The 21,158-nt window shown below is 60.2% G+C and carries 13 protein-coding genes and 1 tRNA gene; 10 read left to right on the plus strand and 4 right to left on the minus strand.

The features are described 5' to 3' along the window. Positions 1–661 precede the first annotated feature (661 nt). The 4 genes from C6W92_RS12440 to C6W92_RS12455 all read left to right on the plus strand — a co-directional run bounded on the left by C6W92_RS12440 (position 662) and on the right by C6W92_RS12455 (position 7,849). Positions 662–2,644: a transporter substrate-binding domain-containing protein gene (locus tag C6W92_RS12440; protein ID WP_164989230.1), complete on the plus strand. Its 1,983-nt coding sequence runs from the start codon at positions 662–664 to the stop codon at positions 2,642–2,644. 357 nt (positions 2,645–3,001) lie between these two features. Next, positions 3,002–6,292, plus strand: a complete 3,291-nt coding sequence (locus C6W92_RS12445; RefSeq protein ID WP_129433715.1) for a PAS domain-containing protein — start codon at positions 3,002–3,004, stop codon at positions 6,290–6,292. Between the two features lie 282 nt (positions 6,293–6,574). Further along, entirely contained in the window at positions 6,575–7,309 is a 735-nt protein-coding gene (locus tag C6W92_RS12450) for a response regulator transcription factor (protein WP_241691154.1), read from the plus strand. A gap of 111 nt (positions 7,310–7,420) precedes the next feature. Next, positions 7,421–7,849, plus strand: coding sequence for a FecR domain-containing protein (locus C6W92_RS12455; protein ID WP_129433719.1), 429 nt, complete (start codon positions 7,421–7,423; stop codon positions 7,847–7,849). Between the two features lie 40 nt (positions 7,850–7,889). Here C6W92_RS12455 and C6W92_RS12460 read toward each other — a convergent pair whose 3' ends face one another. After that, a complete protein-coding gene (locus tag C6W92_RS12460) occupies positions 7,890–9,032 on the minus strand; it encodes a phosphotransferase (RefSeq protein WP_164989231.1) in 1,143 nt (380 codons plus the stop codon). A gap of 154 nt (positions 9,033–9,186) precedes the next feature. Here C6W92_RS12460 and C6W92_RS12465 point away from each other — a divergent pair, with 154 nt between their 5' ends. Both C6W92_RS12465 and C6W92_RS12470 read left to right on the plus strand, forming a co-directional pair. Further along, complete coding sequence (locus C6W92_RS12465; protein ID WP_129433723.1) at positions 9,187–10,527, plus strand: Hint domain-containing protein; 1,341 nt, start codon at positions 9,187–9,189, stop codon at positions 10,525–10,527. 20 nt (positions 10,528–10,547) lie between these two features. Next, positions 10,548–10,997: a Hint domain-containing protein gene (locus C6W92_RS12470; RefSeq protein ID WP_129433725.1), complete on the plus strand. Its 450-nt coding sequence runs from the start codon at positions 10,548–10,550 to the stop codon at positions 10,995–10,997. Positions 10,998–11,190: 193 nt separating this feature from the next. Here the strand turns inward: C6W92_RS12470 and C6W92_RS12475 are convergent, their stop codons facing one another. Both C6W92_RS12475 and C6W92_RS12480 read right to left on the minus strand, forming a co-directional pair. Further along, on the minus strand, positions 11,191–12,156 hold the full coding sequence (locus C6W92_RS12475; RefSeq protein WP_129433727.1) for a site-specific integrase: 966 nt from the start codon (positions 12,154–12,156) through the stop codon (positions 11,191–11,193). A 141-nt stretch (positions 12,157–12,297) separates the two neighbouring features. Next, positions 12,298–12,384 (minus strand) — tRNA-Leu (locus C6W92_RS12480). A gap of 145 nt (positions 12,385–12,529) precedes the next feature. Between C6W92_RS12480 and C6W92_RS12485 the strand changes: the two genes are divergently transcribed. Beyond that, positions 12,530–13,510: a complex I NDUFA9 subunit family protein gene (locus C6W92_RS12485; RefSeq protein ID WP_129433729.1), complete on the plus strand. Its 981-nt coding sequence runs from the start codon at positions 12,530–12,532 to the stop codon at positions 13,508–13,510. 6 nt (positions 13,511–13,516) lie between these two features. Here the strand turns inward: C6W92_RS12485 and C6W92_RS12490 are convergent, their stop codons facing one another. Beyond that, positions 13,517–14,323 carry an undecaprenyl-diphosphate phosphatase gene (locus tag C6W92_RS12490; RefSeq protein WP_129433731.1) on the minus strand — a complete coding sequence of 269 codons (807 nt, stop codon included), beginning with the start codon at positions 14,321–14,323 and terminating at the stop codon, positions 13,517–13,519. Between the two features lie 214 nt (positions 14,324–14,537). On the opposite strand from C6W92_RS12490, the gene C6W92_RS12495 reads away from it, so the two are divergent. The 3 genes from C6W92_RS12495 (at position 14,538) to gltB (ending at position 21,109) form a co-directional block, all read left to right on the plus strand. After that, positions 14,538–15,971, plus strand: coding sequence for an NAD(P)-dependent oxidoreductase (locus C6W92_RS12495; RefSeq protein WP_206735529.1), 1,434 nt, complete (start codon positions 14,538–14,540; stop codon positions 15,969–15,971). A gap of 113 nt (positions 15,972–16,084) precedes the next feature. Then, entirely contained in the window at positions 16,085–16,528 is a 444-nt protein-coding gene (locus C6W92_RS12500) for a GFA family protein (RefSeq protein WP_129433733.1), read from the plus strand. A 48-nt stretch (positions 16,529–16,576) separates the two neighbouring features. Next, positions 16,577–21,109 (plus strand): glutamate synthase large subunit, encoded by a 4,533-nt coding sequence (gene gltB, locus C6W92_RS12505; protein WP_129433735.1) that lies wholly within the window; start codon positions 16,577–16,579, stop codon positions 21,107–21,109. The last annotated feature ends 49 nt before the right edge of the window (positions 21,110–21,158 follow it).

The following is a 21,158-nucleotide window of genomic DNA, read 5'->3' on the forward strand; positions in this document are numbered from 1 at the left end:
GGCTGCCGGTTTTGGGGGCGAGGGTACTTTTCAACCACTAACGGTGCCATCACCGAAGACATCGTACTTCAGTACCTGGAACAGCACATCGCTGATCCTACCGGCGCCAGCCGGTAGTCGTTCAGTATACGTCCGCACCCTTCGCAGAGGCCTTGGGAAAGGTCTGTCCGGGAAGGGGAGCGTAGGCTACCACCCGATCTGTCCAGCATAGTCCTGTGGGCTGCAAAATGATTGAATCCATGGCCAACTAAAACGCAAAAGTTGATCTGCCGGGCAAGCTGGTTCATACTTTAAACCATTATGTCAAACTTAAGGTTGTAGCGAGCATCGCCGTTTTCTTTTCATACATCCGCATCCTAGATGCGACAGCGCGATAGGGGGAAAACTTGGCAGGTGTGCTTGATCGGCTGGCCTGTTTTCCTCGATGTCAGAAGATTCCGTTGACCTTGGAAAGACAGCGCGATGCGAGTGAACCGGTGCAGGTAAACACCGCGCAGTCTGGGCTTCCGATTTCGTGATCCTCATGAATAACGTCCGACGCCTGAAGCAATCTGTCACCTGTCCGTCAAAGTTGGTGACGGCCTGTTTCAGACCAATGAGGATTGCGACAGTAACACTTGCACTCGGTATGGCGGTCCCCGGTCATGCGGAGACCTTGCGAGTGGGCATTTACGAAAACGCGCCGAAGATATTCCGCGATGCAGAAGGTGAGCCCTCGGGCTTCTGGCCTGAGCTCACCCTCGCCATCCTCCAGGATCTTGGTCACCAAGTCGTTTGGGTGGATTGCCAATGGGCCGAATGCCTTGAACTGCTTGAGCTCGGCGAGATCGACTTAATGCCCGATGTGGCTCACTCAGAGGAAAGGGACGCCCGGTTCAAACTTGTCGACCATCCGGCCCTTTACGCATGGTCTTCAATCCTGGTCGGCGACTCGGTGTCCGTGAATACGATCGAAGATCTGAATGGTCTGCGGATCGCGGTTGTCGAGGACAGCATTCAGGGGGAAGTCCTTCTGAATCGACTTCGTACCGACCTCGACCAAGCGCGTATGATCGAAGTCGGTTCCATGGACGAAACGGTGCAGCGGCTGTCGTCCGGTGAGGCCGATGCGGCGATAGTCAACAGCTTCTTCGCCAGACAGCCTCGGAGGAGGGAGGATATTCGCGTCGCTCCGATCCCGTTTGACGTCTCAACATTGCACTTCGCATTGTCGCCCCAAAGTGCCGACCTACTCTTGAAAGCGCTGAACTTGGCGATTTACGAGCAGCAAACAACCCCCGGCTCGGCTTTCAGGAATGCCGAAAGGCGCTGGATCACTCAGCAAGCCCCGGCGCTTCCAGAGTGGTTCCATACGGCGGTCGCGGCTGTCATAGTGGTTCTGTTGCTCTCCTTTGGAATGATCGTCGCCTTACGTCGTACGGTCAAACTCCGCACGGCGCGCCTGGAGGACTCGGTCACCTCCCTGAAGGCCGAAATCGCTCAGCGCAAAAATGCCGAGGCGAAGGTTATGGAAGCTCAGCGAATTGAGGCGCTCGGGCGACTCGTCGGCGGAGTTGCTCATGATTTCAACAACATGTTGGCTGTCATCATGGGCAATCTCGACATGCTCCGCGACGAAATTCGGAACGCGCGGGCTTTCCGCCTGCTCGAAGATGCGATCAGGGCGTCGGAACGCGGAGCGAGCCTGACAAAGCAGCTTCTCTCTTTCGGGCGCCGCGCCTCGCTCAAGCCTGAAGTCCTCGATATCAGCGCCACGATGCCGGACGTGCACCGGATCGTCAGTCGTGTCCTGCCCGAGAGCATACAGGTCGAGAATGATCAAGCCGAAGGCACTTTGAAGACCTGCGTCGATCCGGCCCAGTTCGAATCCGCGCTCCTGAACCTCGCACTCAACGCGCGCGATGCGATGCCGAACGGCGGCCGTTTGACGATCGAAACCACCGCGAGAAGGCTGGATAGCGACAGCATCGAAGTCCTTGAGGCTGATCTCGAACCGGGCCGATATGTCGTCGTGAGCGTCTCTGATACCGGCCACGGGATGCCCCCTGAGGTGCGTGAGAAGGCTGTCGAGCCATTCTTTACGACGAAGGAGGTCGGCGCGGGCTCTGGCATGGGCCTGGCCATGGTTCACGGCTTCATGAAGCAGTCGAATGGAGGCCTGCGTATCCTGACCGAGCCGGGCGCAGGAACCACTGTCGAACTGTACTTCAAGCAAACCGACATCCAATCGTCGGCCCCCAGCGCACAGGAAGCGGCACCGCAAACCACCGCATCCGGTCGGATCCTGATGGTTGAGGACGACGAGTACGTCCGTAACACGCTCCTAATGCAGCTGGAGAACATGGGTTACCAGGTGACTGCGGTCGAAAACGGTCAGGCAGCTCTGGAGCGGCTGACTTCCGGCTTGGAATTCGATCTACTTTTGACGGACGTGGTGATGCCAGGCCCTTTACAGGGGCCCGGTCTCGCGGACCGCGTGCGGGAAAGGTTTCCCGATCTTCCTGTCATTCTCATGTCCGGTTACGCAGAGCTGGAGGATGCGGGAGGAAGTGGTCCGAGGCGAGACTATCTTCTGCTCCCAAAACCTGTACGTGCCAAAGACTTGAGAGAGGTGCTGGCATCCAAGCTGGCCGCGAAGGGCTGACTATCGTCTTTCGTTTTCCAGATATCAAGTCGGCAGGTTCAGACCGGAAGCGGCACACTGATGAACGGCGTGTTCTGAGTGGGATTATCTTCATCAATCGCAATGGGTTGCGGTTACGCGAATCGGGAAGGCTTTGGTGCGGAGGGCGTAGGTCGTTCGCTACCATTTAGCTGAAAGCCAGCCGAACGAAATTTGTCGTTCGGAAGGTTAGCTGGTATGATTGAGAGGCCTCTGTATTCTTCCGTCTCCTTGGAATAGTGGAAATCTCGGGCGCAGTTTGGGGTGGCTCGTGGATGGGGCACGCTGCGGTTTGGGGGAAGGCTTCGTCTGCCGCCAACAACAAATATTGGAGAGACGATGGCGGAGCAGATGCGACGTAGCGACGAAACCGAGCCACGGATCGGCTCATGGCTCGCTGGAATATTTCTACTATTTTCAGTCCCTTGGATCATTATTGGTGACCTGCTTGTGGCGAGTATCGGCGATGTGGCCGATCTCGAGCTGGTGCAAACCCTTAAGGGTCTGCTGTTCGTCTTCATCTGCGCGGCCCTGGCCAAATATTTCGGCGATCGCTTCCATGCCCAGCTTCTCGGATATTACCGTCGGGAAAGGCGTCTTCGGGAACACCTCGTTCGCGCAGAGTACGTCGGCGAGATCGCAAGCTGGGAACAGGACTTGGGTGATGGACGCACGTTCTGCAGTGAGAACTGCGACGTGCTGTTCGGCACGTCCATCGCTGCCACAGAAAGCTTTGAGGACGTGTTGCGTGCTCACATCCATCCCGATGACGGGGACCGTGTTGCGCAGTTGCGCGCTGACTGGTGGCGCGACGGAGGGACTCTGGAACTGGAATACCGTCTCGCAGACCCTCAAGGGCTGACCAAGTGGATTGAGGAGCGTGCCGAGTTTGTAGGAGATGAAGATGGAAAAATCCGCTACGCCGTCGGCACGATCCGCGACATTTCGAAACTCAAGACGGCCAAGGCCGCAAGAGACGCGGCCGAAGCGCGGGCCGAGCGCCGCGAGGCGCTGGTGCGCATGGCAGCGGAAAAGGCGAATTTCGGCGGCTGGCGCTATGAACTTGGTGATGAGCACGAGATATGGTCCGATGGGACGGCGCATATCCGCGGCCTTCCGCCCGATATAAAAATTTCGCCGGCAGCGGCTGTGGAGTACTACGCCGCTGGAGATAGTGACCGCATGCGACGTCTCTTCGACGCCTGCATCAAGAACGGCGAAGCCTTCGATGACATCTTCAGGATGAACACCGCCGATGGTCGCCAGATAACCGTCCGAACGCTTGGGGAACCCCAATTCGACGAAACAGGCAAACTTGTCGCCGTGCAGGGTGCGATCCAGGATGTCACAGAGCTCGTGTCGGCTCGAGAGGAGGCTGATCGCCGGAACGCTCAGTTGCAGAGCGTGCTCGCCTCGATCGGGGACGGTTTTGTTACACTGGACACTGCTGGGACCGTCACCTTCATCAATCGTCGTGGCAGTGAGTTGTTCGGTTTGGAACCGAGTCACGTGCAGGGCAGGAACTTTTGGGATATTTTCCCTGCGGCCCGCGGCTCGAGTTTCGAACACAAGTGCCTGGAAGCAATCGAAACAGGAGAGAGCCGATCGTCGGTCGAGTACGTGTCTGCCCTTTCACGGTGGCTGGATGTGAATGTCCACCCGACACCAGGTGGGTTGGCGATCTATTTTCGCGATGACAGCGAAAAACAGCATGCACGCCAATGGCTTAAATTGCTGGAATCTGCAGTCCAAAGCGTGGACGACATCCTGACCGTGGTGAAGGTCGGAACGGGTGAATGGGACGAGCAAGAAGTCATCTACGCGAATAACACCACGGAGAAGCAGCTCGGCTACAATTCCGAGGAACTGATCGGCCAGTCACCCTGGTTCTTCGTTGACATCGAACGTTCCGGGCGGGCTGTGTCAGAACTGCAGCGTGCCATCAGCGCCGGCACGTCAGCCACTGCTGAGGTATTCGTGAACGCCAAGTCGGGTGGGGGAAGGTGGTTCGAAGCGCACACCAGCCCGATTCAAGATCGCAATGGGCAGATCGCGTACCGGGTTGCAGTGCTCCGCGATGTTACGGACCGCAAGCGTTATGAAGAACGTATTCTCGAGAGCGAAGAGCGCTTCCGCCTGATTAGCCGCGCCAGTAGCGATGTGATTTGGGATTGGGACATCGCGACCGGCCTTTTCTGGCTCAGCGACAACTACGAGGAGGTTTTTGGCTTCGATATCAGCGATGAACCTCAGACATTCGATGCCTCGATTGCCCGCATTCATCCAGACGATCGAGAGCGGGTACGTAACAGTCTTTTTGATGCCATCCAGAGTGATCTGTCGACCTGGAGTGCCGAGTACAGGGTGAGAAATGCGCAAGCCGGCTACTCGATCGTGGAGGACCGCGCGTTCATCATTCGCAACTCGGAGGGACAGGCCCTACGCATGGTGGCTGGCATGACAGATGTGACGGAATTGCGAGAATTGGATGAGAAACTCCGAGCTTCTCAAAAGCTTGAAGCCATCGGTCACCTGACGGGAGGCGTGGCGCATGATTTCAATAACTTGCTGACCATCATCCTTGGCAATTCCGAATTGCTGATTGATAGCGTGACCGATCCGGGCCAGGAAAGAATGGCCAATGCGATCCTCAATGCCGCCGAGAGGGGAGCCTACCTGACGGATGGCCTGCTGGCCTTCTCACGGCGCCAACCGCTGGAGCCGGTGCCGGTCGACGTCAACGAACTCATCCTGCGGTCGGAATCCCTGTTGAGACAGGGGGTCGAAGAGGGGATCACATTACGTTTTGCCCTGGAGGCCGAGGATGCTGTCGTGCTCATTGATCCGGCACGGTTACAGAGCGCAATCCTGAACCTGGTGATCAACAGTCGTCATGCCATCGGGGAGCGCGGCACGATCACCGTGGAAACCTCGACCCGCATCTTTGACGACACGTCGGAAGTCGAGGCCGCAGACCTTGCAGCCGGGCGCTACCTCGCTATTTCTGTCACAGATGATGGGATCGGCATGACCAGGGATGTACAACAGCGGGCGTTCGACCCGTTCTTCACGACAAAGCCTGCAGGGAAGGGCACTGGCCTAGGTCTCAGCTCGACCTACGGGTTCGTGAAGCAGTCCGGGGGCGAGGCGAGGATTTACTCGGAAATCGGTGAAGGAACGACCGTAAACATCTACTTGCCGCTGGCGAACGAAGAGACGGATGCCGTCTCTCCGCCCTCCCAGAAGGATGTTCCCCCGGGGCGCGGAGAGCACATTCTGATCGTGGAGGATGATCCCGACCTGCGTCAACACGCCGAGGCCCAGATTCGGGCTCTTGGGTATCGCGTTTCGGTAGCCGAGAATGCCGATGAGGCTCTGGCTTTGCTGGAACAGGACCCGAGTGTCGATTTGCTGTTCACCGACGTGATCATGCCGGGCAGCATGCATGGCGCAGAGCTGGCCCGTACGGCGAGGGCCGCTTACCCGGATCTAAAGGTTCTCTATACGTCTGGCTATACGAAGAATGTGACCCTGCACAAAGGCCGACTGGACGAGAATGTCGAGCTCCTGCCAAAACCCTATCGCCGCGAAGACCTTGCGCGGCGCCTGCGAGAGCAGTTGGATGCTTAGCTCGTAGAGTCGCTGCCGATACCGCGGTGGCTTGGCAACGCCAACCATTCTCTGCAACCGCTGCGTGCGCGCTTCAGCGGGCGCGCGGCGGGAGAGTGCCGTTGACGCCAGAGAGAAGACGCGTCTTTGAACTGCGCTGGCGAATACGTGCACCCTATTCCAAGGGATATGGTGCTGTTGGCTCATACGCCTATATCAATTTGGGGGATTTTGAGTATACTTTTGGCTAGGTTTTGCTGCGCTACTTAACAGGAGCCGCTCGTGCTACGGCCAAAGGTCCTGGTGTTGGATGATGAGGATGAAATCACCTCATTGCTGGATCATGCCCTGTCCCGAGACGGGTATGACGTAAGCACTGTCAGAACGATCTCCGGGTTCCGGGACAAGCAAGCCGACGAAGCGTTCGACATCTACATCATCGACCTTGGGCTACCCGACGGCAACGGTATGTCCTTGATTCAAGAGCTGTCGCGAAACCCGGCTTGTGGTGTCATTATCTTGAGTGGGCGCACAGCGGACACCGATCGTATCGTTGGCCTCGAGATTGGTGCTGACGATTATATCCAAAAACCGTTTCCGATGCGCGAGCTGGCAGCGCGCGTGCGCGCCGTCTTGCGCCGAACGCAGAAAAATAAGACAGCCCAGGACGAAGTCGGCCCGGCCTCGGGTAATGCGACGGACACAGAAAACGCCATCGCGTTCGATGGATACAGACTTGACCTTGGGGCCCGGCTTCTATTCGCGCCAGATGGCAATGAGATCGAACTGACCACAGCAGAGTTCAATTTGCTCGTTGCACTTCTGAACCGGCGCGGGCAGGTTCTTGATCGTGACCAGTTGATGAACGCGATCAAGGGACGCGACTGGGAGGTTTATGATCGCGCCGTCGATAGCATTGTGAGCCGATTGAGACGCAAGCTGCCGGTGCCCGAAGGCCGGTCCCACTACATCCGAACGGTGCACGGAATCGGATACGCATTCTCCCTCCCTTCCAACGGTCACAGCGGCTGTTCATGAATATCAGCTTCTTCACCCCCGTCCTTAGCGCGGCGAAGTGCCGGGTTGATCCAGACATTTCTTGACTTGAACCCGACTTTAACGGCAGAGTATGCACATAGGAGTTACTCAATGTCATTGAAGCAAGCGATCGCCATCGTTGTAATGACGACTATGCCAAGCGTAGTTACGGCGCAGGCAGTCGGAGAGGCGCTTGATGTTGAGCAAACAGCTACGATCACCCGTGACGGGCAGGAAAATGCTCTTCAGCAAGGTCAGTCCATAAATTTGGGTGATGTCATCAGGACGGGCTCTTCCGGACAGGTCCAGTTGAGGTTTCGAGACGAAACGAAGATTGCAATCGGCTCAAGCTCCGAACTTGTGATCGAAACGATCCTGTTCGACAGTTCGGATACGGCAAGCAATTTTACCGTCAATGCGGTACAGGGCGCGTTTCGTTTTTTCAGTGGGAACAGCGACAAATCCGCTTATGCCATCCGTACTCCCAACGCGACGATGGGCATCCGAGGAACTGTCTTCGATTTCACGGTTTCCCCTTGAAACGTCTTCTCGTTGTCGGTCGGGTACGGCTTCATTACCCCTAGGCGTCTGCCATGTCCGCAACGGGAAGAATGCGGGTCGGAAGCTGTAGCCCACGCTGCTCAGCGGTCGATACCAATAGTGCCGTGCGAAACACTTGGCGAACGCGAGGAGCAAGTCGCTTGGCGATCCGCCCAGCACGACCGATGCCCCGAGGTCCGACATTGAGATCGAATGGCGTGAGCGCTGTTGCTTCTCGCAACGTGCCAAAGATAGCAGCAATGGGAATGATTTCGAGCAGGTCGCGGTGTGTGTAGGCCGAGCTTTCAACGAGGGTCTTGATGTAGGTGCCGATCCGGAAGAGGTCGGCGTCCTTCTGTGCCTCGTCCTTGTAGAGGCTGGTTTCTCTCAGAGCTGCGTAGACACGCAAACATCCCGAGAAAGACGAAATGAGCGACCAGCCGGGGGCCGAGCGGATCGTATCGTCCCAATCGATGATGCAGACACTGCCATCGTTGCGCCGCGCGGCGTTCTGGGAAATCAGGTCGCAGTGGTTGACGGTCGGCTCAAATGCGTCGATGCGGGCCGCGAGCGTTGCCAGGACATCCCCATGGGCGTCGAGATTAAGACGCAGGTTCCGCAGATCCTCGGTCTCTAAATGCATCAAGATATTGTTCACCGCATTGCCGTCGGAATCGTTTGCCAGCGCCTTGAAATGCTCGAGGACGTCCATCGCGCTCACATCTGGAATCGCCTCCAGGGCTGCTGTGTCTCGGGAGAATATGCCCTGTGCCCGACCGTAAACTTTCAAAAGCTCAGCCGTCCCGACCATTCCAATTCCTGCATCTTCGAAGAGAAACAGCCCCTCCTCGGGACATGAGGCAATCAGTGCGGGCGCAGATGGCCCAAGAGTCTTGGAAAGCGTGGCGTGCATTCGGTCGGCGCCGGGCCGAACGAACGCGTTCGCCTTCAGTATGCAGGGTTGACCCGTCATGTCGGTGACACGCCAGACTGTTGACCAGGGGCGAACCGATTCGGTCGACTTGAGTGTAATTCCTTGCTCAGAACACCACTCCATCGCCCGGCTTCCGGTGGCACCGCGCCAATACTTACCCTCGGATTTTACCGAAACGTGATCCAGTAGCACTTGTTTCACCCCTATTGTTTCCAACCAGAGCGGCCACAGCGAGACAAGGTTGCTCAACGCTTTCTTCTTATTGGAGAATCGGGCAGTTTTAGGGTTTGCTTGCGAAAAGTTAGCGCGGCTCTCGCAAAAATTCGACATATTTTTTTGGCAGAAACCCGTGTGTTCAGAGGAGTGCGGTTCGTTCAATCGGCCTGGGTGAAGGAGTTTCGAGATGTCCGGTAGCAGCAAGTCCGAAGAGGGTGACGACAAGGTTGATGGGACTGCTTCCGGAGACACGATGAACGTCGGTTTTACCGACGTTCAGGGCGATGAGATCACCGATGGCAGCGACCTCATCTACGGGTATGGCGGAGACGACGAGGTCTTTGGCGGCGGTGGTGACGATACGATCTACGGGGATCGTGGGGATCTTCCCGACCAGTCCAGCAAGAGCGGCAAGTCCAGCAAGTCAGGGGAAGTGTTGAACGTTCCTGGCGACGACCTGCTATACGGCGATGCCGGGAATGACGAGATTTACGGTGACCAGGGTGAGGATACGCTCTATGGCGGCTCCGGCAACGACAAGTTGTTCGGCAACGCGGACAACGATACCATGTCGGGCGGTCAGGGCAATGACACGCTGACAGGCGGTCAGGGCAACGATACGTTCATCTACAACAGTGGTGATGGGTCGGACACGATCACGGATTTCCTGGATCAGACCGGGTCCACTGACGACGGTGACCAGACCAATAACAACTTCGTGGATCTGAGTGGCTTCTATAACGAGACCACGCTGCAGGCCGTGAACGATGCCGACACTGACCCTTCGAACGATTTCGGCTCTGCGCTGGGTATGCTGCGGGCGGATGCCGAAGACGGTGTTGTTGACGGAACGATTGATGGAGTCGACTATTCAGGCGAGATCGGAGATATCGATCTCACCATCGAGGATGGCGGAACACCGGTAGACCCGGACGAGTTCACTTTTGACAACACCAATGTCCCATGCTTCGTGGCGGGGACGCAAATCGCAACCATCGGCGGTCTGGTATCGGTCGAGAACCTGCAGGTGGGCGACAAGGTAATCAGCCGCGACAATGGCATACAGGAGATCCGCTGGATCGGCTCCCGCCAAGTGGATGGTGTTGATAACATGGCCCCGGTGAAAATTGATCCCGGGGCTCTAAATGGCAACGAGAGCGCTGTTTGGCTGTCGCCAAACCACCGGGTCCTTCTGAATGGCGCCAATCTAGACATGCTGTTTGCGACAAGCGAAGCCCTGGTAGCTGTGAAACACCTTGTGAGTCGTGAAGGTATCAGGACAGTCACTTGCAAAAAGGTCCACTACTACCATCTTCTCTTCGACAATCATGAGGTGATATTGTCGAATGGCATCTGGACAGAGAGCTTTCACCCTGGGCAGCAAGGCGTCAATGCATTCGATGAGGAAGTGCGGCAGGAGCTTGCCTATCTTTTCCTGGAGCTATTTGAAGAATCGGGCCTCGATGTTTACGGAGATACTGCACGGACGGTTCTGAAAGGATATGAAGTTCGTCTGCTGGGAAGGTAGTTTCATGGACGAGTGTGATCATGCTCACGTACGGAACCAAAATTCAAACGAGCCCTGACGGAAAGAGTATTGCCGTTCAGGATTTGATGATAGGACAAGGGGTCTTTAATCCGTTTTCGGATGGCAAGGATGAGATAATTGATATTCTGGCGCGCAAAGTATTGCTTCATGAAACTACTGAAGAATTGCATCCGGTAGAGATAGCCAGAGACACCTTTGCTCCCGGAATGCCCTGCCGTCCTCTTATAGTTTCAAGGAGACAGAAAATCATGTGTTGCCCCCCATCGCAGTTCAAGAAGCGCCGCCGTGAGGTCGAATTGGTGGAAGCCGTGTCTTTGCCGGACTGCAAACCGTTGACAAGGAAGGAAGTCACGTATTTTGCGATCTTTTTCGCAAAATCGAGATTGATCGTGGCAAACGGATCGTTGTGTGCAACGTTCTCAGCTGACGTGTTTCAGAGTCCGCAGTAACCTTGACGGTAGGGTGTGCTTTGACCGGCAGCATTCCGATGGAAAGATCGCTTGAAATAGCAATGGTCTGCTCGTCCTCGTTAACCTGGTTTGATGACAGGAAAAAAGTGGGGGAAGCGGCGTAATCGTCCTCTCGCAAAGAGGGCATTGGCTTGACTGGTTTTGGTAGTTCGTTTGCAATGTGCGGGCGTTGTCAAGTATCCAGGCGCTTCGCGATATCTCCCGCAGTTTCGCGGTAATAAGTATTGGAAAGAATGCGCAGATCCCGGTGGCCACTGATCTTCGCCAGCGTCAGTACATCCACTTTCCTGGAAAGCTTGGTCAACGCATGGGCCCGGCTGTCGTGGAAGGTCAGCCCCTCGACCTGGGCCTTGTCCTTGATCTTTCGGAACAGGACATCGAGCTGCTGCGAGGATAGCCCGAAGACCGGATCGCGTTTCGGGAGGGCGCGCAGCAGCGCGACCGCCGCCTTGCTCATCGGGACATCCCGGGGGTATCCGTTCTTGGTTTTCGCAAGATGGGCAACCCGGGTATCCAGATCCAGATGATCCCAGGTCAGCCCCACGATCTCCCCCGCCCTCATCGCTGTCTCACAGGCGAATCGGAAAGCATGAAATGTCCGGGCCGTGAGGGTAGACAGATCATCGCCCGCGACACGGGCCATGCGTTCGATTTCATGATCGGATGGAAGCCTGTCACGGGGGGCCGGTTCCGCAGGCTTGCGAACCCCCTTCATGGGGTTGTCTCGCATCAAGCCCCATTCCTCCCGTGCCTGACGCAGGACGGAGCTCAGGAGCCCCATTTCACGCCGTACAGAGCCGGGTGCCACGTCACGCAACCGGGCATCTCTCCAGGCAGCGACGTCGCGTGCTTCCATGTCGCCCAGGCGAAGGTGGCCGATCTCACGCGCCATGCGCTGAAGACGTATCTCTTCCCAGCGGTGACCACGCTTTTGGGGGGACACCTCTCGCGCATATCGGTCGAACAGGCTGGACAGGCTCATCGCCGCCGCGATCTTGCCGCTGTTGATGATCTGGTACTCTTCCCGAGCGGCCCAGTCCTTGGCTTCCTGCTTGGACGGGAACACCATGGACTTGCGAACGCCTCGGCGCGCTACCTGTGCTCGCCAGCCTTTGGTGTGTTTCGTGATGGAGGCCATTTTTACGCACGTGGGTAATTTGTGCGTAAAAGGATGCGCGATTTTACGCACACATGACAAGCCGCGATATTCAGAGATTCAGGTACATACACTGATTTTGAATGGTTTTATCCGTTTATGATCGTGTATGGATGAAACGGGTGGTGCCCAGGAGAGGACTCGAACCTCCACGGCCTTGCGGCCACTGGCACCTGAAGCCAGCGCGTCTACCAATTCCGCCACCTGGGCAGGTGTCGTGCCGCCGGCATTTAGACGCAGCCCGACCGGGTGTCAACGGCGATTTCGCGCGATTTGGCCCGCAGGCGTTATCGTCTTGTCGGGCGGGCGCGGCGACGTTAGGAAAGAGGGGATCATGCGCAGCCCGGAGGCCCCTATGTCCAAGCTCGTCACCATCTATGGCGGATCAGGTTTCGTAGGACGCTATATTGCGCGGCGCATGGCGTCTGCGGGCTGGCGGGTGCGGGTTGCCGTGCGCCGTCCCAACGAGGCGATGCATGTCAAGCCCTACGGCGTGCCCGGGCAGGTGGAGCCGGTGTTCTGCAACATCCGTGACGATGCCAGTGTGCGCGCAGTGATGCTGGGCGCGGATGCTGTGGTCAATTGCGTGGGCACCTTCGACCGTGGCGGGCGCAATAATTTCCACGCGGTACAGGACGAGGGCGCGACGCGGATCGCGCGCATCGCCGCCGAGCAGGGCGTGGCACAGCTCGTCCACCTCTCGGCCATCGGCGCGAGCGCCAATTCGGCAAGCATCTACGCACGCACCAAGGCCGCCGGAGAGGCCGGTATCGCTGCACATTTTCCGCAGGCGGTGATCCTGCGGCCCTCGGTCATCTTCGGGGCGGAGGACCAGTTCTTTAACCGGTTCGCGGGGATGGCGCGGTTGTCGCCGGTGATCCCGGTCGTCGGAAGCGACACGCGGTTTCAGCCTGTCAATGTGGATGACGTCGCGCACGCGGCGGCCAAGGCTGCCATGGGCGCGGTGGAGCCGGGCATTTACGAGCTGGGCGGGCCCGAGGTGGCCACGTTCCGCGAGCTGATGAAGATGATGCTTGGGGTTATACGCCGGCGCCGTCTGATCGTCGGAATCCCGTTCGGGATCGCGTCAGTTATGGCGGCGGTGATGGAATTCGTGGAAACGATCACGTTCGGCTTCGTGCCGCCGCAGATCACGCGCGACCAGGTGCGCAGCCTGCGGGTGGACAACGTAGTGAGCGTGGGCGCGCGGACCTTCGCCGATTTAGGGATCGATCCGGTGGCACCCGAGGCGGTTCTGCCCGATTACCTGTGGCGGTTCCGGCCTGCGGGCCAATACGAGGCAATCCACGAATCCGCCAGCAATTTCAAGGCGTAACGCTCCTCAACCATAAGTGAGGGCTAGCAGCACCACGCCGAGTGCAACCCGGTAGATCACGTATGGCGTGAAGCTCACCCGGTCGAGAAAGCGCATCATCACGCACAGCGCGCACCACGCCGCGGCGAAAGCGAACAGCGCGGCGAACGCTGCGCGACCGAGCAGATCAAGCCCGGCATCGGCCTGCGCGAGGTCGATGGCCAGCACTGCTCCGGTGGCGAGCGTTGCCGGGATGGACATGAGCATCGACAGCCGCGTGGCGTCGCGGCGCTCGAGCCCGATGGCGCGCGCGCCGGTGATGGTGATGCCAGAGCGAGACACGCCGGGGATGAGCGCCAGCGCTTGCCACAGCCCCATGATAAGCGCGCGGCGAATGGTCCAGTCAGGTGCGTGCAGGGTTTGCGGGGCGACCCGGTCGATCCACCACAGGAGGATGCCGAAGACGATCATCGTCCAGCCGATCACGCGGGTGTCGCGCAGTGCGTCTTCCCAGCCCATGATCACGATAACAGCCCCCGTGATCACCAGCGGTACCGTGCCGAGCAGAAGGTTGCGGGCCAGTCGTGCGTCAGTGCTTTGACGTCTGCCGCGCAGGAGGTCGGCGAGACCACGCCCGGCGGCGGAGGATTCGGCGTGGAAATAGGCGATCACGGCGAGAATCGAGCCCAGATGCACCGCCACGTCGAGAGCGACATCCTCTTCGCCGCTGCCGTTGACCTGGTGCAGAAGCGCGAGATGCGCCGAGGACGAAATAGGCAGGAATTCGGTGACGCCCTGGATGATCGCGAGCAGAAAGAGCGAAAACAGCGTCATCGAACGGGTCCCGGGCCAGCCTGCGGCCCGTATAAGCGCCTGAGTTTCAATGACAACCCGAATAATATATCCGAATCGGACCTAAAAGTGTTAAGAATCGCCTCCAGAACCGAGCGGTGGCGTTATATTTCTTAATATATGTCAGCAATACTGCCTTTTCATGCTTTGGCATATGGTATAAAAGGGCGCTCTCAGAATTCCGGGAGGTGAAGACGTGGCGAAGCAACCCATGCTGAAATTCGTGTCGATCGGGCGGGATATGCCTGAGAAGCGGACGGCAGAGGCGCGCAGGCAGGATTTCCATGAGATCTATGCCGAATTCGCCGATGCGAAGGCGAAGGAGCAGGCCGGGCGGTGCAGTCAGTGCGGCGTGCCCTATTGCCAGACGCATTGCCCGCTGCACAACAACATCCCCGACTGGCTGCGCCTCACCGCCGAGGGGCGGTTGAAAGAAGCGTATGAACTCAGCCAGTTGACCAACACCTTCCCGGAGATTTGCGGACGCATCTGCCCGCAGGACCGGCTGTGCGAAGGCAATTGCGTGATCGAGCAGGCGGGCCACGGGACCGTCACCATCGGCGCGGTGGAGAAGTACATCACCGACACCGCGTGGGAGGAAGGCTGGGTCGAACCCATCTCTCCCACCTCTGAACGTGTTGAATCCGTTGGGATAATCGGCTCCGGCCCTGGTGGGCTCGCGGCTGCCGACGTGCTGCGGCGCGCGGGCGTGCAGGTCACGATCTATGACCGCGCCGACCGCGCGGGTGGGCTGATGACCTATGGCATCCCCAGCTTCAAGCTGGAGAAGGACGTGGTGATGCGCCGGATCGAACAGCTTGAACAGGGTGGCGCGGAATTCGTGCTGAACTGCGATGTCGGGACGGACATAAGCTTTGACGAAATTCGCAATAAACACAACGCGGTACTGATCGCCACCGGGGTTTACAAGAGCCGCGATCTGGATGGTCCGGGCGCAGTGGCGCAGGGCATCGTGCGGGCCATCGACTACCTGACGGCGAGCAATCGGGTGAGCTTTGGCGACAGCGTGCCGGAGTTCGACAGCGGCGAGCTGAATGCCGAGGGGAAACAAGTAGTTGTGGTTGGCGGTGGCGATACCGCAATGGATTGTGTGCGCACCGCCGTGCGGCAGGGCGCGAAATCAGTCATCTGCCTCTACCGTCGCGACCGTGACAACATGCCCGGAAGTCAACGTGAAGTGGCCAATGCCGAGGAAGAAGGCGTGGTTTTTGAATGGCTTAGCGCGCCTGTGGGTTTCGCGGGCGACCCGGTGAACGCGGTGCGGGTGCAGAAGATGCGCCTTGGCGCGCCGGACGCGACGGGCCGCCAAAGCCCCGAGCCGATCGAGGGCGCGGTCGAGGATGCGCCCGCCGACTTGGTCATCAAGGCGCTGGGGTTCGAACCTGAAGACCTGCCAACCCTTTGGAATCAAAAGGAATTGGAGGTCACACGCTGGGGCACGGTCAAGGCCGAGTTCACCACCGGGCGCACCGCTCTGGACGGCGTTTACGCGGTGGGCGACATCGTGCGCGGCGCGAGCCTCGTGGTCTGGGCGATCCGCGATGGGCGCGACGCGGCGGCCGCGATCCTCGACGATCTGCGCCCCGCGCAGGCCATTGCGGCGGAATGAACCTGTAGGTTCACGCCGCGAACCGCAAGGTTCGAGGCGGGTGCGTGACGGTGCTGCAACGGATTGGTGAGGATGCAGGACCGGTTCCAAAAAGGACAGGACAAGTGACCCAAATGGGTGAAGCCAGGAAACCAGAGTCGGACGAATTGACAGGGCGTTGCCTCTGTGGGGCCGTAAAGGTCACGGTTCGGTCCCATGCTGCGGCCATCAGCGCCTGTCACTGTTCCATGTGCCGCCGCTGGAGCGGCGCGGCGATGTGGGTGCTGGAGGCACCGGTTGACGCGGTCGAGGTGACGGGTCCGGTGCAGCGCTATCGCTCGTCGTCATTCGCCGAGCGCGCATGGTGCGCGGAGTGCGGCACGCAGCTCTGGATCAGGGACGATGACGGGCCATACGAATTGATGCCGGGGCTGTTCGACGGTGCGCGGGGGCTGCCCCTGTCGCACGAGATATACGTGGACCAGGCGTTTGCCAGCGTCGTGCTGGCGGGCGGGCACAAGCGCATGACGCGGGCCGAGTACGAGGCGTCGGAACGGTCGGTGCCGGACGGGTCCTAGAGTGGAATTAAACGGATGCGCCCCGGCGCAGGATGAGGAGTAATCGCGATGTCGGATTTCGATAGCAACTGGGCAGCCAAGGAAGAGTCCAAGCGCGACTGGCTGGCCGAGCATGGCATGTATGCCCATGAGGAGGAGCATTCGTCCTGCGGCGTGGGCCTTGTCGTCAGCATCGACGGCAAACCCTCGCGCAAGGTGGTGCAGGCGGGGATCGACGCGCTGAAGGCGATCTGGCACCGCGGCGCGGTGGATGCCGACGGCAAGACCGGCGACGGCGCGGGTATCCATGTGCAGATCCCGGTGCCGTTCTTTTATGACCAGATCCGGCGCACCGGGCACGAGCCGAACGAGAACCGGCTGGTAGCGGTGGGGCAGGTGTTCCTGCCGCGCACGGATTTTGGCGCGCAGGAGCGCTGCCGGACCATCGTGGAGACCGAGGTGCTGCGGATGGGGCACACGATCTATGGCTGGCGGCATGTGCCGGTCGATGTCTCCTGCTTGGGCGAGAAGGCCAACGCGACGCGGCCCGAGATCGAGCAAATCCTGATATCGGACGCCAAGGGGCTGGATGAGGAGAGCTTTGAGCGTGAGCTGTATGTCATTCGCCGCCGGATCGAGAAGGCGGCGCAGGCGGCGGGCGTCGGCGCGCTCTATATTGCGAGCCTGTCGTGCCGCAGCATCATCTACAAGGGCATGATGCTGGCCGAGCAGGTGGCGGTGTTCTATCCCGACCTGATGGACGAGCGGTTCAGGAGCGCCTTCGCGATCTATCACCAGCGCTATTCGACCAACACGTTCCCGCAATGGTGGCTGGCGCAGCCGTTCCGGATGCTGGCGCATAATGGCGAGATCAACACGCTGAAGGGCAATCTAAACTGGATGAAGAGCCACGAGATCCGCATGGCGTCGTCGGCCTTTGGCGAGATGGCCGAGGATATCAAGCCGATCGTGGCGCAGGGATCGTCGGATAGCGCGGCGCTGGATGCCGTGTTCGAGGTGCTGGTGCGCGCGGGCCGCAAGGCGCCGATGGCCAAGACCATGCTGGTGCCGGAATCCTGGTCCAAGCAGGCCGAGGACCTGCCCGCGGCGTGGCGCGACATGTATTCCTACTGCAACAGCGTGATGGAGCCGTGGGACGGCCCTGCCGCGCTTGCCATGACCGACGGCCGCTGGGTCTGTGCCGGGCTCGACCGCAACGGGCTGCGGCCGATGCGCTATGTCGTGACCGGTGACGGGCTGCTGATCGCCGGGAGCGAGGCGGGCATGGTGCCGGTGGACGAATCGAGCGTGCGAGAGAAGGGCGCGCTTGGCCCCGGGCAGATGATCGCGGTGGACATGACCGAGGGCCGCCTGTTCCACGATGCCGAGATGAAGAACCGGCTGGCCGAAGCACAGCCGTTCGGCGAGTGGGTGGGCAAGATCAACGAGCTTGATGGGGTGCTTGCCCGCGTGACCGAGGCGCCGCTCTTTGAGGGGGGCGACCTGCGACGTCGGCAGATTGCGGCGGGCTACAGCATCGAGGAGATCGAATCGATCCTCGCGCCGATGGCCGAGGACGGCAAGGAGGCGATTGCCTCGATGGGCGATGACACGCCTGCCGCTGTTCTCTCGCGGCAATACCGCCCGCTGAGCCATTACTTCCGGCAGAATTTCAGCCAGGTGACCAACCCGGCGATTGATTCCCTGCGCGAATTCAGGGTGATGAGCCTCAAGACGCGGTTTGGCAATCTCAAGAACGTGCTTGACGAGTCGAGCGCGCAGACCGAGATCATCGTGTTGGAAAGCCCGTTCGTGGCCAATGCGCAGTGGCAGGAGATGATCCGCGCGTTCGATGCGGACGTGGCCGAGATCGACTGCACCTTTGCGCCCGGCACGGGGGCGTTGCAGGCGGGGCTGGAGCGTATCCGCGCCGAGGCCGAGGATGCCGTGCGGTCGGGGATCGGGCATATCGTGCTGAGCGATCACGGGCTGGGCGAGGCGCGCATCGGGATGCCGATGATCCTCGCGACATCCGCGGTGCATTCCCACCTGACGCGCAAGGGCCTGAGGACGTTTTGCAGCCTCAACGTGCGGTCGGCGGAGTGCATCGACCCGCATTATTTCGCCGTGCTGATCGGCGCGGGGGCGACCACGGTGAACCCCTACCTCGCCGAGGACACCATCGCTGATCGCAACCGCCGGGGCCTGATCGAGGGCAGCCTCACCGAGGCGGTGGCGCGCTATCGCGCGGCGATTGATCTGGGCATTCTCAAGATCATGTCGAAGATGGGGATTTCGGTGATGTCGTCGTACCGCGGCGGGCTGAATTTCGAGGCCGTGGGGCTGGGGCGCGCGATGTGCGCCGAGTATTTCCCGGGGCTGGTGAGCCGGATCAGCGGCATCGGCGTGAGCGGTATCCAGGCCAAGCTGGAGGAGGTGCATGGCCGCGCCTTCGGAGGCGGGCAGGATATCCTGCCGATCGGCGGCTTCTACAAGGCGCGCAAGTCGGGCGAGACCCATGCCTGGGGCGCGCAGACCATGCACATGATGCAGATGGCCTGCAACAAGGCGAGCTATGAGCTGTGGAAGCGGTATTCGGCCACGCTTCAGGCCAATCCGCCGATCCATCTGCGCGACCTGATGGCGATCAAGCCGATTGGCGAGGCGGTGCCGATCGAGGAGGTCGAGAGTGTCACCGCGATCCGCAAGCGGTTTGTCACGCCGGGGATGTCGTTGGGGGCGCTGAGCCCGGAGGCGCACAAGACGCTCAACATCGCGATGAACCGGATCGGCGCGCGCAGCGACAGTGGCGAGGGCGGCGAGGACCCGGCGCATTTCACGCCGGATGCCAATGGCGACAACCCCTCCGCCAAGATCAAGCAGGTGGCGTCTGGCCGGTTCGGCGTGACGGCGGAGTACCTCAACCATTGCGAGGAGCTGGAGATCAAGATCGCGCAGGGGGCCAAGCCCGGCGAGGGCGGGCAGCTACCTGGGATGAAGGTGACCAAGCTGATCGCGAGGCTGCGGCATTCGACGCCGGGGGTGACGCTGATCTCGCCGCCGCCGCATCACGATATCTATTCCATCGAGGACCTGGCGCAGCTCATCTATGACCTGAAGCAGATCAATCCGACTGTGAAGGTCACCGTGAAGCTGGTGGCGCAGTCGGGCGTGGGCACGATTGCCGCCGGGGTGGCCAAGGCCAAGGCCGACGTGATCCTGATCTCGGGACACAATGGCGGCACGGGCGCGAGCCCCGCCACCTCGATCAAGTATGCCGGGCTGCCGTGGGAGATGGGCCTGACCGAGGCGCACCAGGTGCTGAGCATGAACAACCTGCGGGGGCGGGTGACGCTCAGGACCGATGGTGGCCTGCGCACCGGGCGCGACATCGTGATGGCGGCGATGATGGGGGCCGAGGAATACGGCATCGGCACCGCCGCGCTGATCGCGATGGGCTGTATCATGGTGCGCCAGTGCCAGTCGAATACCTGCCCTGTGGGCGTCTGCACGCAGGACGAGGATTTGCGCGCCAAGTTCACCGGCACGGCGGACAAGGTGGTGAACCTCATCACCTTTTACGCGCAGGAGGTGCGGGAAATCCTGGCGAGCATCGGCGCGCGGTCGCTTGACGAGGTGATCGGGCGGGCGGACCTGCTGACGCAGGTGAGCCGCGGCTCGGCGCATCTGGACGACCTGGACCTCAACCCGATGCTTATCACCGTGGATGGGGCCAAGGACGTCCGCTATGACCGCACGCGCGCGCGCAACGAGGTGCCCGACACGCTGGATGCCGAGATCGTGCGCGATGCGGCGCGGTTCCTTGAGGATGGCGAGAAGATGCAGCTTCACTACACGGTGCAGAACACGCACCGGACGGTGGGCACGCGGGTCTCATCCCACATCGTGCGCCGCTTCGGGATGCGCAACAGCCTGCAACCCGACCACCTGACCGTGAAGCTGTCGGGCAGCGCGGGGCAGAGCCTGGGCGCGTTTGCCGCGCCGGGGCTGAAGATCGAGGTCAGCGGCGACGCCAACGATTACGTGGGCAAGGGCCTGTCGGGCGGCACCATCGTGGTGCGCCCACCGATGGCGAGCCCGCTGGTCGCGCACGAGAACACCATCATCGGCAACACGGTGCTCTATGGCGCGACCGCCGGATACCTGTTTGCGGCGGGGCGCGCGGGCGAGCGGTTTGCCGTGCGCAACTCGGGCGCGCACGTGGTGGTCGAGGGCTGCGGCAGCAATGGCTGCGAGTACATGACCGGCGGTGTGGCGGTGATCCTCGGCGAGATCGGGGCCAATTTCGGCGCCGGCATGACCGGCGGCATGGCCTATATCTATGATCCCGAGGATCGCGCGCCCGCGTTGGTCAACGGCGAGACGCTGGTCGCCTGCCCGGTGACTGAGCCGCACTGGCAGGACGAACTCAAGGGTCTGATCGAGCGGCACCTGGCCGAGACCGGATCGCGACGGGCGGCGGATATCCTGCAATACTGGGACCGCGAATTGCCGCGTTTCGTGCAGCTGTGCCCGAGGGAGATGCTCGACAAGATCGCGCATCCGCTGGGCGTGGAGCCGGAGGCGATCCCGGCGGAGTGAGGCGAGGCCCCGCGCGCGGGGCGCTTGCACCGCCCGGGTAAGGAGTATT

Origin of the sequence: Roseovarius sp. A46, from assembly GCF_004126395.1 — a bacterium.
Classification (GTDB): Bacteria; Pseudomonadota; Alphaproteobacteria; order Rhodobacterales; family Rhodobacteraceae; genus Roseovarius; species Roseovarius nitratireducens.